Here is a 12,076-nt window from a genome sequence, read left to right as displayed (position 1 = left end):
GCTCAGTGCGATTCGGTGCCGTGGGCGAACCCGCCGGATTCCGGTCCGCGCAGCGGCCGGTCCTGGGCGCGCAGTCGCGGGATCGCGCGCTCGAACGCCTCGATCAGCAGATCGGCCAGATCGTGGGTGAAGCCGTTGCGGACCACGACGCGCAGCACCGCCAGATCCTCGCGGTCGGCGGGGAAGGTGTAGGCGGGCACCAGCCAACCCTGTTCGCGCAGCGCGGCCGAGACGTCGAATACCGAATAGCCCGTTTCGGTCTCGGCGAGGGTGAACGCGAACACCGGCAGTTGCCGTCCGTCGGTGAGCAGCCGGAACGGGCCCAGTTTCGCGATGCGGTCGGCCAGATCGGAGGCGACCTCGCGGCAGTAGCGCTGGGTCCGTTCGAATCCCCTGCGGCCCAGGCGGAGAAAGGTGAAGTACTGGGCGATGACTTGGGCTCCCGGGCGGGAGAAGTTGAGCGCGAAGGTCGGCATCTGGCCGCCGAGATAGTTCACCCGGAACACCAGATCCTCCGGCAACGCCTCGGCATCGCGCCAGACCACCCAGCCCACACCGGGATACACCAGCCCGTACTTGTGCCCCGAGGTGTTGATCGAGGCCACGCGCGGTAATCGGAAATCCCACACCAGTTCCGGATCGCAGAACGGCGCGATCATCGCCCCGGACGCGCCGTCGACATGGACCGGGATATCCCAGCCCCGCCGCTCCCGCAGCTCGTCGAGCGCGGCGCAGATCTCGGCGACCGGTTCGTAGCTGCCGTCGAAGGTGGAGCCGAGGATCGCGACCACGCCGATGGTGTTCTCGTCGCAGTATTTCACCGCCTCCTCGGCGGTGAGGTGGAAGCGGTCGCCGGACATGGGCACCAGCCGCGCCTCGACGTCCCAGTAGTTGGCGAATTTCTCCCAGCACACCTGAACATTGATGCCCATCACCAGATTCGGCCGATCGGTCGGCTCTCCGGCGGCGCGGCGTCGATGCTGCCAGCGTCGTTTCAACGCCAGGCCCGCCAGCATGCACGCCTCGCTCGAGCCGGTGGTCGAACAGCCGATGGTGTGATCGGGATCGGCGGCATGCCACAGATCGGCGAGGATGCGCACGCAGCGCTGTTCGAGTTCGGCGGTGCGCGGATATTCGTCCTTGTCGATCATGTTCTTGTCGGAGCATTCGGCCATGAGCACCCGCGCCCGCGGTTCCATCCAGGTGGTCACGAACGTCGCGAGATTGAGCCGGGCATTGCCGTCGAGCAGTAATTCGTCGTGGACGATCTGATAGGCGGTATCGGGATCCAGATCCCCGTCGGGCAGCCGATTGCGCGGAATCGACATCGGTTCCCGAGTGAAGATCGGATTCACGGCAATCTCGTCGGACATGACGGCAACCTCCGGGTGGGGCGAATCGGTCAGGGCAGCGGGACGGTCCAGCGCGTTATCGATCGCGACCCCGGCCGCGGCGGCGAGCGCCTGCACGATCGCCTCGTCGTCCTGGGTGAAGCCCCGGCTACCGAATTTCTCGGTCGGATACAGATTCCCGAACACCTCGTCGCGAATGCGGATCGGCGCGCCGAGAAAGGTGCGCATGGGCGGATGATTCGGCGGGAAGCCGACCGAGGCGGGGTGATCGGAACTCGACGACACCTGCGCGCGCGGATCGGCGATCTGCCGCAGGGTCGCGGCGTGCTGGGCGTGCTGTTCGACGAGCCGAAGACGATCCGGCTGGACAATCTGGCCGAACCGCCGTCACCCACCGGATTGCCTCCTCGTCACCGAGTCGCGAGCCCGCTGAAGTCCTTTATAACAAACCGCCGGGTCCACCGGTCTCGGCGGAGAGGACTTTCGCCTCTGTCGAGGGGGATCGACGCGGTGGTCGGATGGTCGAGACAGCGCGGTATGAACTCCCGGACCGAAAGGCGGACAACGACGTTGGTACGCGAACTGACCCAGCGCGAAATCCTGACCGAGCTCGAATCTGTGGCCGAGGACGCCCTCAACCGCCATCTATCGATGGCCAGGGACTGGCATCCCCACGATTACGTACCGTGGGACCGGGGGCGTGATTTCGCGATGCTGGGCGGCGTGGACTTCGAGCCGGGGCAGTCCTCGCTCAGCGAGGTCGCCAAGGCGGCGCTGGTCACCAACCTGCTCACCGAGGACAATCTGCCCTCGTATCACCGCGAGATCGCCGAGAACTTCTCCCGCGACGGCGCGTGGGGCAGCTGGGTGGGCCGGTGGACGGCCGAGGAGATGCGCCACAGCACGGTGCTGCGCGACTATCTGGTGGTGACCCGCGGGGTGGATCCGGTCGCCCTCGAGCGGGCTCGCATGACCCATATGACCAACGGCTTCGCCGCGCCGCTGGACCAGCTGCCGGGGGAGGAGGCGGGTTTCCTGTATTCGGTTGCGTACGTGAGCTTTCAGGAACTGGCCACTCGTATCAGCCATCGCAATACCGCGCGGGTGTGCGGGGATCCGGTGGCCGATCGGATGCTGCAGCGCGTCGCGCTCGACGAGAACCTGCACATGATCTTCTATCGATCCATGTGCGAGGCCGCGCTGGAGCTGGTGCCCGATCAGGCGATGGCCGCGATCGACACCATCGTCGAGAACTTCCGCATGCCCGGCGCGGGGATGCCCGACTTTCGCCGCAATGGCGTGCTGATGGCCAAATACGGCGTCTACGATCTGCGCCAGCACTGCGAGGAGGTGCTCGATCCGGTGCTGCGGCAGTGGAACATCTTCTCCCGCACCGACTTCGGTCCGCGTGGCGATCGGGCGCGGGAGCGGCTGGCCGCCTTTCTGGATCGGTTGCGCACCGTGGACATTCCGCGTTTCGAGGAACAGCGCGACCGGTCGCTGGCCCGCGATCGGGCACGGGGAATCGACCGGACCTCCTAGGCGCGCGTTTGCGGGGATACTGGAGTCGTGTCGGAATCCGTTGCGGTCGGTAGTTTCCGGTTCTGGTTCGCCACCCGCCGGTGGGAGTGGTCGGCGGAGGTCTATCGCATGCACGGCTATCGGCCGGGTGAGGTGGAGCCGAGCACCGAACTGATTCTGGCGCACAAACATCCCGACGATCGCCGGGGTGTGGCCGAGGCCATCGATCGCTCGGTCGATCTGGGCGAGCCGTTTTCCAGCAGGCATCGGTTCCTCGACACCGCGGGCGTCGAACACGATGTCATGGTCGTCGCCGATCGGATCCGCGACGAGAACGGCGCGGCGGTGGGCACTTCCGGCTTCTATATCGATCTGGGCGGTGTGCTCGGAGACGACGAGCGGGCGGCCCTGGACGCGGAGCTGCCGCGGCCGTTCGCGGCGCGAGCGGTGGTCGAGCAGGCCAAGGGCATACTCATGCGCATGTACGGCATCAGCGCCGAACAGGCGTGCAAGGTACTCGTCTGGCGTTCGCAGGCAACGAATCTGTCGCTGCGCGACCTGTCGGAGCGGCTGATCGCCGAACTACCGCTGGTGCCGCCGCCCTCGCCGGCGACCATCGCGGCCTTCGACCACATCCTGATGACCGTGCACTGACCGGTCAGTTCGATCGGCGCAGCCGATTGGCCTCGGCGTCGAGTGCGGCGGCGCGCAAATAGATTTCGGTGACCTCGGATGAGCGGTCGTGCCAGAAGCTCACCTGTTCGGCGCAGCGGGTGACATGGCCCGCGGCGGCCTCGAGGGCGATCTCGTCGCCCAGGTGGATGAGTTGGCGCTGCTGCTGTTCGGCGTCTGCGAGGCGATGTTCGGCCTCGAACAGCTTGCGGCGGCAGTGATCCGGATCGACGGCACTTTCGCGCAGATCCTCGGCGGCGCGTTCGAGATCGTCGACGCGCTGGCTCTGCGGATCGGGCGCGGGCGGCGGTTCGGGCGGCTCGAGCGGCGGAAGGGGCGGCTCCAGTGGGTAATTCAGCAGCGCCGACAGATGCGGCTGTTCGAGGTTCTGCTGACGCGCCAGGGCCAGTCGGCGGTCCTCCTCCTCGGTCGCGCGCAGCAGGGCGATCTGCTCCTCGACATATGCGTCGGTGATCGGCAGGTGGATCAGCTTGGCGGTCATGGCGATCAGCTCCCCGCCGTCGGCGTCGCGCAGGATCACCGCGAGCCGATCGATGGGGACCGGATCGGGGCGACCCTCCATTCGCGCGTCCACCACCGCGTCGCGGCAATCCTCCAGCGCGGTCGAGCAGGCCAGGTCGAACAGCTCGCTGCTCATCTCGTAGACATCGGTGGCGGCCTTGCCCGTCCAGGGATGGGCGTCTTCCCAGGACAGGGCGCCGGATTCCACGACGCGGTCGTCGTGGCGCAACTCCCAGGAATAGTCGGCGGCGGATCCGTCTATCGGCACATCTCGATTGTGGCCCGGGGCGGGCAACCGTGGGAGCGGATCATCGGATGTTCAGCCGATCACGGCGTTCATGATTGTGCCCGCACTGGTGGCGACGATACCGCCGATCATGGCGCCCGCGACCATGCGCGGCGCCTGGGAGCCGCCGCCGGTCCACTTGTCCCAGGCGAATCGGCCACCGGCATAGACGATCCCGAGTACGCCCGACAGCAGGACGAACCAGGTGAAGTAGCGGACCAGCTTCATGAGCTTGTCGGCGACGGGCGGCGTCTCCGGAGTCGGGTTGCCGAGCTGGGCGAGAACGGTGTCGTGCAGGGCCGCGAGAATCATGATGGGGCTCTTTCGCTGTCGTGAAGCTGCTCGGTACCGGACATGAAAATGCTAGTGCCGGAGCGGGATTCGATGCCAATCTTGGGTGAGAGGCGTCGGGAATCCGCCGAGCGGTCACGCGACCAGCGGCGTGGGCCTAGAGGATGACCTGCGTCGTTTCCAGGAATGCGGTCTGATTCACCGCATCGGTGGAGGCGTTGTCGGGCAACGGATTCGCCGGTTGCGGATCCGGTGGGAGCTCGACGACGGGTTCGGGCGTCGTGGGGGCGCTGTCGGTGGGGACGGTGATCAAGGTCACCGGATCCTCGGCGGGTGGTTCGTTGGCGGGGAGGGCGTCGAGTTCGCCGCGCAGTTCGGTGATTTCGGCGGCCAGGACCGCGCGCAGCTGCTCGCGTTCGTGCAGGCTCGCGCGCAAGCTCTCGATGGTGTCGTCCATCGCGGCCAGGCGGCGGTCGGCGCCGTCGAGACGCCAGGCGATGACCGCGCGGCGGTCGACATGGCTGCTGGCGTTCTCGACCCAGCTGACGACGTATTCGATCCAGTCGGGCTGTTTGGGCATCGGCTCGTCGTCGGACCAGCCGCGGCGCAGCGCGGGTTTGTTCGACAGCACCTTCTCGATGTTCGGATCGGCGAGTTGGACCAGGTTGAGCTTGCCCGCGCTGGTGACCACCGCGGTGATCCGATACTGCCCGGCCAGATGCATCCGCAGCTCGGCGGTGCCGCGCCCGTCGGCGTCCATCGCGCCCAGCCACGGCCCGTAGGCCCCATCGATGATCGCCTCCAGCACTCCGAGCTGCCCGACCCCGCGACGCAGCCGGGTGGCGCGTTTGCGTAGGTCATCGGGCGTGGCGGTCATCTGGTCCCAGTGCATCGCACCCGCTTTCTTCGACTCATCGATATAACGATCCCTACGAATCTATCGGCATCGGCGCGGCGGTCGTGGTAGTGGAGTCGGCGCGGCGAGACAGTCGTCACAGCCGATCGGTGGGCGCCTGGCCGCGGCGACGTCGGCGCAGGCCGATACCGCCCAGCGGCGCGAGCAGGCCGCGGCGGCGGGTGGCATCGGCCGGGGCGTCGGCGAGCGGATCGCGATAGCAGGCGCAGTGGCTGATGAGATTGCCGCGCAGGCGCAGTGCGAAGACATAGCCCTGGCGGTGATGCGCACCCGTGGACCGGGAGATCAGCTCGCCGCGGGCGAATACCAGCCAGGTGGCCGGATCCAGCAGTGGTTCGGCGGCGGCGAGTTCGGTGACGCGCAGATCCAGATCGGCCAGGCGCGCGACGGCGGTCTCGATCTCCGCGCGTCCGGTCAGTCGGGTCGGCAGGTCGGCGGGCAGGCCGTGCAGTTCGATCACGGCATCGTCGGTGAGCATGGTCAGATATCTGGCCAGCAACTCCGAGGCATGCCCGGTGGTGGTCAGATCCTGCACGGTGAAAGCAGTGGGGATGTCCATTGCGCGGCTCCTCGAATGCTGCGATTACCACCTCATTACTCGCCAGTTACCTCAACAGTAGATCGATTGATAGCGTTGAGCGCTGTGACAATTCCGCCAACGGATCAGCACGGGTTTTCGATCCGTCTGGAATGGGGCCGCGAAGGGCTGGCCGCGCTGGCACCGCACTGCGGGGCCGTGATCATCATCGATGTGTTGTCGTTCTCGACGTCGGTGGACATCGCGATCGGACGCGGTGCCCGGGTGCTTCCGCTGCCCTGGCGGCGCGCCGATTCGCGCGTCGAGGAGGCGGCCGAGCGGGCGGGTGCGGTCGCGGCCGCGGCCAAGGGCGAGCCGGGGTGGTCGCTGAGTCCGGCCTCGCTGCTGGACCTGCCCGCGGGGACGCTGCTCGCGCTGCCCTCGCCCAATGGCGCGACCCTGTCGGCCCTGGCCGCCGATCTGGGTCCGGCGGTGTTCGCCGGATCGCTGCGCAATGCCGATGCGGTGGCGCGGGCGGCGGCGGAGGCCGCGGGAGACCGTCCGATCGGAGTGATCGCGGCGGGGGAGCGGTGGGGCGTGGTCGAGGGACCGATGCGCCCCGGTATCGAGGACTATCTCGGCGCGGGGGCGATCGCCGCCGCGCTACTGGATCGCCGCGATGACGCGTCATCGGAAACGCGGTTGGCGGCCATGGCATTTCGAGCCGCCGCCGACCACATCCCGGCGCTGCTGACCGAGGCGGTGTCCGGGCGCGAGCTCATCGGCATGGGTATGGCCGCCGATGTCGCGCTCGCGTCCGAGGTCGATGTCAGCACCGCCGTGCCGCGGCTGGTCGACGGGATCTACACCGACTGAATCAGTCCGAATAGTGTTGCCCGCCGCGCAGTTTCGAGGCGTAGACCGCGGCCTGGGTGCGCCGCTCCATACCGAGTTTGGCCAGCAGCCGGGAGACGTAGTTCTTGACTGTCTTCTCCGCGAGGAACATGCGCTCGGCGATCTGCCGATTGGTGAGCCCCTCACCGAGCAGATCGAGCAGGGTGCGTTCCTGATCGGTGAGGGCGGCCAGCGGACCGTCGGGCCGGGTGCTGCGACGCAGCCGGTCCATCAGCGCCGCCGCGGCCCGATTGTCCAGCAGCGAACGGCCCGAGCCGACGGCCTTGATCGCCTCGGCCAGCTCCATCCCCTTGATGTCCTTGACCACATAGCCGCTGGCCCCGGCCAGGATCGCGTCGAGCATGGCCTGCTCGTCGGTGAACGAGGTGAGGATCAGAGAGCGCAGATCGTCCAGGCGCGAGAGCAATTCGCGGCACAGCTCGATGCCGTTGCCGTCGGGTAGCCGCACATCCAGCACCGCCACATTCGGGTGCAGGGCCGGGATTCGGGCCAGCGCCTGGGCGACATCGCCGGCCTCGCCGATCACGGACAACTCCGGATCGGCCTCCAGCAGATCGATCAGACCACGCCGGACGATCTCGTGGTCGTCGACCAGGAACACGGTGATCATGGCTGACGTCCAATCCGTAGCAGGGGTTCGAGATCACGATAGGTGACCCGGATGTGCCTGGATATGGACCTAAGTCCCTTCGACCGGCCCTGCCGCTCTCACTCCCGCGGAGCGGGCTGTTCCGCGGCCACCTCCTCGCCGGACGTCGCGTGACGGCTCACGCGGTGACTGTGCCTGCCGCCCTTGGCCTTCGCCTCGGTCGGCTGGGCCTTGGCGCCCTTGCGGCCCGCCGCCCGCGGGTCGGCGGAATTGGCGCCGCCGAAACTTCCACTGCTGGCCAAGCCGCCCTTGCGGGCCTGTTCCTTGGTGTCCGCACGGTTGCCGAATTGCCCAGGATTCTTCCGATCCGCCATCTCGGCTCTCTCCTACTTCGTCGATGGTCGACAACGCGGCCGGTAGCCGCCGGTACCCTGGCTCTACCCCGAGGCAGACGCCGTAATCGTCCGCGATTGGCCGCCGATCCGGCGGGTATGTCGGCGTCATGATCACTCGACTACCCCTGTGGTGCTGCGCGGCCGCTGCCGCGCTGGTCGCCCTGTCCACCGCCGGCTGCGAACAGGCCAAGGAGGCGGTGAACAAGGGCGGCGATACGCCGTGCAGTGAATTCGTTGCGCAGGACAACGACAAACAGCATGTGACCGTGCGCAAATATCTGGAACAGGACAACAAGAGCAAGAATCCCGATGACCAGACCGTCGACCGGTCGGTCACCGCGATTCAGCTCATGTGCAAGGCCCAGGCCAATCCCGATACCCAGATCCGCAATGCGGATCTGACCGGAATTCTGGTTCCCAAGTAGGGGATCGGCCGGGGGATCAGACGCCGGGACGCGGGACCTCCCCGCGCCACGCGCCGGTTTCCCGGCCGTGCTCCTCGACGAATTCCTTGAAGCGCTTCAGATCGCCCTTGACTCGGCGATCCAGCAGGCCCAGTTTGTCGCCGACATTCTCGACGAAACCCTCGGGGTCGACGTCCATCTGGGTGATCACGCGGGTGGTGGTGTCATCGATGCGGTGGAAGGTGACCACGCCCGCGTGCTCGGGACCGGCATCGGAGCGCCAGGCCACGCGCTCGTCGGGATGCTGTTCGGTGATGGTGGCGTCGAATTCGCGTTCCACCGGGCCGAATTTGACCTTCCAGTGGGTGTGGGTGTCGTCGATCTGATCGATACGCTCCACACCCTCCATGAACTTCGGGAACGATTCGAATTGGGTCCACTGGTTGTAGGCGGTGTGAATCGGGACGTTCACCTCGGTCGAGGCGGTTACGGTGCTCATGGGTGGTGCTCACTTTCTCCGGCGGTGGCCGGGTGTCGTCGGAATTGCGGCACAGTGGGCGGCTACCCGAGTGCATTGCGGACAAACGATGTGACCGAACGCTGACATTTGCCGGGACACACCGTGTCCGGGGCTCGCGCACGGCCGCGCGGCGGTGAGAATGGTCCGATGATGCGGGTACTGCTCACCGGCGCGGCCGGATTCATCGGATCCCATATCCGTACCGCGTTGCGCGCGGCCGGGCACGAGGTGGTCGCGATCGACCTCATGCTCGCGGCGGCCCACGGTGCGAAGGCCGCGCCGCCGCCGGATATCGAGCGGGTCGACGTGCGCGATCCCGACGCCCTCGACGACTGTCTGCGCGGGGTGGACGCGGTGTGCCATCAGGCCGCGGTGGTGGGTGCGGGGGTCAACGCGCAGGACGCGCCCGCCTACGCCAGCCACAACGATCTGGGCACCGCGGTATTGCTGGCGGCCATGGATCGGGCGCGGTGTAAACATCTGGTGCTGGCCTCTTCGATGGTGGTGTACGGCGAGGGACGGTACGTCGACGCGCTGGGCGCTGAGGTCGAGCCCGCGCCGCGACGGCGAGAAGACCTGGAGCGCGGGGTCTTCGACCATCGCGGCGATGACGGCGGACTCCTGGACTGGGCGCCGGTGGACGAATCGGCTCCGCTGCGCCCGCGCAGCCTGTACGCGGCGAGCAAACTCGCGCAGGAGCATTTCGCCGCCGCGTGGGCCACGATCACCGGATCGACGGTGACGGCGCTGCGCTACCACAATGTCTACGGTGACGGAATGCCCAGGGATACACCGTATTCCGGGGTGGCGGCCATCTTCCGCTCGGCGCTCGAACGCGGCGAGGCGCCGCGGGTGTTCGAGGACGGTTGTCAGGCGCGCGACTTCGTGCACGTGCGCGATATCGCGGCGGCGAATGTGGCGGCGCTCGAGGGCCCGCTGTCGTCGTTCACCGCGCTCAATATCGCCTCGGGACAACCCATTACGATCGCCGAGGTCGCGGCCGTGCTGGCGGCGGCGAGCGAGGGGAAGCAGCCGGTGGTGACGGGGGAGTTCCGGGCGGGCGATGTGCGCCATATCGTCGCCTCGCCCGAGCGAGCGCGTCGGGAACTGGGATTTCGCGCGGCCGTCCGGCCCGAGTACGGCCTGGTCGAATTCGCCCGGGCCCCACTGCGTTCGGTATCCGGGGCCGGTGCGCCGCGATGGCGCTAGGCCAGCAGCGGCAGGCGCACCTCGAAACGCGCACCCGTGCCCGGGGATTCGGCGCTGATCGTGCCGCCGTGGGCCTGTACCAGTCCGGCCGCGATCGCCAGGCCCATCCCGCTGCTGCTGCCCAGATCGTCGGCGGTCGGGGTGCGCGCGGTGCTGCCGCGATATCCGGCCTCGAAAATGCGGGGCAGATCGACCGCGGCGATGCCGGGCCCGGTGTCCTCGACCCGAACCCAGGCGTGACGGCCCTCGCTGCCGACCGATACGTCGATGCGCCCGCCCGCCGGGGTGTGGGCGATGGCATTGGCGATCAGATTGGTGAACACCCGGCTCAGCGCCCGATCGCTGGCGGCCACCGGGATCTTGCGGCCGGGTTGGCTTGCGGTGAGGGCGATTTCGGCGCGTGCGGCGGTGGGGGTATTGGCGGTGACCACCTCGTCGACGAGTTCGCGCAGATCCAGGGTCTCCAGTGACAGGTTCAGCGCCCCGGCATTGATCTTCGACATCTCGAACAGATCGTCGACCATGGCGGTGAGCCGATGGGTCTCGCGAACGATGGTGTGGCCGTAGCGGGCCACATCGCCGGGCTGATCGACCACGCCGTCGGCCAGCGCCTCGCCCATGGCCCGGATACCCGCGAGCGGGGTGCGCAGATCGTGGCTGACCCAGGCGATCAACTCGCGGCGGGAGCGTTCGGCCGCGCGCTCCCGTTCGAGCATCTGCTTCTCCCACACCATGGTGCGGGCCTGGGCGCGGCCGAGCAGTACGGCGGCCGGAACCGTCACCGCGGTGACCACGCCGAGTACCACGGCGGTGCGCTCGAGTTCGTCGGTGAACATCAGTCCGCTGACGGCGATCACGCCGGTGAGGGTGGCCAGCGCCGGAATCAGCACCAGCGCGGCCATACTCGTGGTGACCGAGCGATTGCGCAGCCAGCGCAGCAGCAGTGCGCCGAGGCCGACCACGGGCAGCGATCCGGCGAGTGCGTAGCCGATCAGGCCGAGGGTGTCAGCGGGCATCGTCGGAATCGATTCTGCCCCAGGCATATCCGCGTCCCCAGACGGTATCTATGCGGTGGGCGTCGCCGAGTTTGGCGCGCAGGCGTTTGATGTGCACGGTCACCGTGGACAGATCGCCGAAGGTCCAGCCCCACACCTGGGCGAGCAGTTCCTCGCGGCTGTAGACGCGCTGCTGATGGCCGAGCAGGAAGGCCAGCAGGTCGAATTCGCGGGCGGTGAGATCGACGGGCGCGCCGTCGATCTGGACTGTGCGCGCCGAGCGGCGCAATTCGATTGCGCCGCTGCGCAATACCTCGTCGCCGGTGGCGGCGGGATGGGCGCGGCGCAGCACCGAGGCGACGCGCAGCGTCAGTTCGCGGGGGCTGAACGGTTTGGTGACGTAGTCGTCCGCGCCCGCCTGCAGGCCGATGATCCGGTCGTCCTCCTCGCCGAGCGCGGTGAGCAGGATGATCGGGGTGTCGGGGCGCGGGCCCGAGCGGACCCGGCGGCACAGCTCGACACCGTCGGGGGCGGGCATCATCACATCCAGTATCGCGAGGTCGATATCGTTGCGCGCCAACACCGCCGCCGTGGCGGGACCGTCGGCGGTCTCGATCACCGTGAGCCCGTCGCGTTCGAGATAGCGCCGGACCACCTCCCGGACCACGGGATCGTCGTCGGCTACCAGAATGCGCATCGTGTCACCAGTTCGTCAGGACAATATGGTTGAGCAGTAGGGCGGTCGCGGCCTGAACCGTGAGCCAGAACCTGGCCCCTCGGCCGGGCAGCAGGGCCGTGCCCGCGAGCACCCATACATCGAACGGTAACCAGATCCGTTCGGTTTCGGCCTTGCTGAGTCCGCTCAGATCCGCCGCCAGGATCGCCGCCACACCGGCCGCGGCCAGGACGGCCGCCGGATCCAGGCCCGCGACCCACGGCCGCCAACCCCGGCGCAGCGCGGGCAGACCCGCC

General features: G+C 67.9%; 15 protein-coding genes and 1 pseudogene. 5 read left to right on the top strand and 11 right to left on the bottom strand.

Annotated features, from left to right (window positions below):
• Positions 1–2 precede the first annotated feature (2 nt).
• Positions 3–1,580 carry a glutamate decarboxylase gene (gene gad / locus NP4_RS04225; RefSeq protein ID WP_147287849.1) on the bottom strand — a complete coding sequence of 526 codons (1,578 nt, stop codon included), beginning with the start codon at positions 1,578–1,580 and terminating at the stop codon, positions 3–5.
• Positions 1,581–1,922: 342 nt separating this feature from the next.
• Here gad and NP4_RS04220 point away from each other — a divergent pair, with 342 nt between their 5' ends.
• Together NP4_RS04220 and NP4_RS04215 are read left to right on the top strand one after the other, a co-directional pair.
• Complete coding sequence (locus NP4_RS04220; protein WP_114755501.1) at positions 1,923–2,894, top strand: acyl-ACP desaturase; 972 nt, start codon at positions 1,923–1,925, stop codon at positions 2,892–2,894.
• Between the two features lie 27 nt (positions 2,895–2,921).
• Positions 2,922–3,527, top strand: a complete 606-nt coding sequence (locus NP4_RS04215) for a PAS and ANTAR domain-containing protein (protein WP_067992170.1) — start codon at positions 2,922–2,924, stop codon at positions 3,525–3,527.
• A gap of 4 nt (positions 3,528–3,531) precedes the next feature.
• On the opposite strand, the gene NP4_RS04210 is transcribed toward NP4_RS04215, so the two are convergent.
• From NP4_RS04210 to NP4_RS04195, 4 genes are all read right to left on the bottom strand, one after another.
• Positions 3,532–4,335, bottom strand: a complete 804-nt coding sequence (locus NP4_RS04210; RefSeq protein WP_067992166.1) for a hypothetical protein — start codon at positions 4,333–4,335, stop codon at positions 3,532–3,534.
• A gap of 51 nt (positions 4,336–4,386) precedes the next feature.
• Positions 4,387–4,665, bottom strand: a complete 279-nt coding sequence (locus NP4_RS04205) for a hypothetical protein (protein ID WP_062504455.1) — start codon at positions 4,663–4,665, stop codon at positions 4,387–4,389.
• A 136-nt stretch (positions 4,666–4,801) separates the two neighbouring features.
• On the bottom strand, positions 4,802–5,521 hold the full coding sequence (locus tag NP4_RS04200) for a hypothetical protein (RefSeq protein WP_147287848.1): 720 nt from the start codon (positions 5,519–5,521) through the stop codon (positions 4,802–4,804).
• A 115-nt stretch (positions 5,522–5,636) separates the two neighbouring features.
• Positions 5,637–6,119, bottom strand: a complete 483-nt coding sequence (locus NP4_RS04195) for a nuclear transport factor 2 family protein (protein WP_067992158.1) — start codon at positions 6,117–6,119, stop codon at positions 5,637–5,639.
• Positions 6,120–6,203: 84 nt separating this feature from the next.
• Between NP4_RS04195 and NP4_RS04190 the strand changes: the two genes are divergently transcribed.
• Entirely contained in the window at positions 6,204–6,953 is a 750-nt protein-coding gene (locus tag NP4_RS04190; protein ID WP_067992155.1) for a 2-phosphosulfolactate phosphatase, read from the top strand.
• Between the two features lies 1 nt (position 6,954).
• Here the strand turns inward: NP4_RS04190 and NP4_RS04185 are convergent, their stop codons facing one another.
• On the bottom strand, positions 6,955–7,602 hold the full coding sequence (locus tag NP4_RS04185) for a response regulator (RefSeq protein WP_067992153.1): 648 nt from the start codon (positions 7,600–7,602) through the stop codon (positions 6,955–6,957).
• A 98-nt stretch (positions 7,603–7,700) separates the two neighbouring features.
• Positions 7,701–7,955 (bottom strand): hypothetical protein, encoded by a 255-nt coding sequence (locus NP4_RS04180; protein WP_067992150.1) that lies wholly within the window; start codon positions 7,953–7,955, stop codon positions 7,701–7,703.
• 128 nt (positions 7,956–8,083) lie between these two features.
• Here NP4_RS04180 and NP4_RS04175 point away from each other — a divergent pair, with 128 nt between their 5' ends.
• A complete protein-coding gene (locus NP4_RS04175) occupies positions 8,084–8,401 on the top strand; it encodes a hypothetical protein (RefSeq protein WP_062504463.1) in 318 nt (105 codons plus the stop codon).
• 16 nt (positions 8,402–8,417) lie between these two features.
• Here NP4_RS04175 and NP4_RS04170 read toward each other — a convergent pair whose 3' ends face one another.
• Complete coding sequence (locus tag NP4_RS04170; RefSeq protein WP_067992148.1) at positions 8,418–8,879, bottom strand: SRPBCC family protein; 462 nt, start codon at positions 8,877–8,879, stop codon at positions 8,418–8,420.
• A gap of 171 nt (positions 8,880–9,050) precedes the next feature.
• On the opposite strand from NP4_RS04170, the gene NP4_RS04165 reads away from it, so the two are divergent.
• A complete protein-coding gene (locus NP4_RS04165) occupies positions 9,051–10,109 on the top strand; it encodes an NAD-dependent epimerase/dehydratase family protein (RefSeq protein ID WP_067992145.1) in 1,059 nt (352 codons plus the stop codon).
• Here NP4_RS04165 and NP4_RS04160 read toward each other — a convergent pair.
• The 3 genes and pseudogenes from NP4_RS04160 to NP4_RS41465 form a co-directional block, all read right to left on the bottom strand.
• Positions 10,106–11,125: a sensor histidine kinase gene (locus NP4_RS04160; protein WP_067992142.1), complete on the bottom strand. Its 1,020-nt coding sequence runs from the start codon at positions 11,123–11,125 to the stop codon at positions 10,106–10,108. The genes NP4_RS04165 and NP4_RS04160 overlap by 4 nt on opposite strands.
• The gene (locus NP4_RS04155; RefSeq protein ID WP_067992139.1) at positions 11,115–11,801 is read right to left on the bottom strand and encodes a response regulator transcription factor; all 687 of its coding nucleotides are present in this window, start codon (positions 11,799–11,801) and stop codon (positions 11,115–11,117) included. The genes NP4_RS04160 and NP4_RS04155 overlap by 11 nt, the downstream gene beginning before the upstream one ends.
• A 4-nt stretch (positions 11,802–11,805) precedes the next feature.
• Positions 11,806–12,076: pseudogene (locus NP4_RS41465) on the bottom strand (hypothetical protein); the annotation flags it as partial.

Origin of the sequence: Nocardia pseudobrasiliensis NBRC 108224 (assembly GCF_001613105.1) — a bacterium.
In the GTDB taxonomy this organism is placed as follows: Bacteria; Actinomycetota; Actinomycetes; order Mycobacteriales; family Mycobacteriaceae; genus Nocardia; species Nocardia pseudobrasiliensis.
This window is presented reverse-complemented; position numbering and strand designations above follow the sequence as displayed.

What these genes read in the sequence shown, in the direction of transcription:
- NP4_RS04195 (WP_067992158.1), bottom strand. Translation starts at nt 6,119, where the DNA reads ATGGACATCCCCACTGCTTTCACCGTGCAGGATCTGACCACCACCGGG.
- NP4_RS04155 (WP_067992139.1), bottom strand. Translation starts at nt 11,801, where the DNA reads ATGCGCATTCTGGTAGCCGACGACGATCCCGTGGTCCGGGAGGTGGTC.
- NP4_RS04205 (WP_062504455.1), bottom strand. Translation starts at nt 4,665, where the DNA reads ATGATTCTCGCGGCCCTGCACGACACCGTTCTCGCCCAGCTCGGCAAC.
- gad (WP_147287849.1), bottom strand. Translation starts at nt 1,580, where the DNA reads ATGCGCACCTTTCTCGGCGCGCCGATCCGCATTCGCGACGAGGTGTTC.
- NP4_RS04175 (WP_062504463.1), top strand. Translation starts at nt 8,084, where the DNA reads ATGATCACTCGACTACCCCTGTGGTGCTGCGCGGCCGCTGCCGCGCTG.
- NP4_RS04160 (WP_067992142.1), bottom strand. Translation starts at nt 11,125, where the DNA reads ATGCCCGCTGACACCCTCGGCCTGATCGGCTACGCACTCGCCGGATCG.
- NP4_RS04180 (WP_067992150.1), bottom strand. Translation starts at nt 7,955, where the DNA reads ATGGCGGATCGGAAGAATCCTGGGCAATTCGGCAACCGTGCGGACACC.
- NP4_RS04200 (WP_147287848.1), bottom strand. Translation starts at nt 5,521, where the DNA reads ATGACCGCCACGCCCGATGACCTACGCAAACGCGCCACCCGGCTGCGT.
- NP4_RS04185 (WP_067992153.1), bottom strand. Translation starts at nt 7,602, where the DNA reads ATGATCACCGTGTTCCTGGTCGACGACCACGAGATCGTCCGGCGTGGT.
- NP4_RS04170 (WP_067992148.1), bottom strand. Translation starts at nt 8,879, where the DNA reads ATGAGCACCGTAACCGCCTCGACCGAGGTGAACGTCCCGATTCACACC.
- NP4_RS04165 (WP_067992145.1), top strand. Translation starts at nt 9,051, where the DNA reads ATGCGGGTACTGCTCACCGGCGCGGCCGGATTCATCGGATCCCATATC.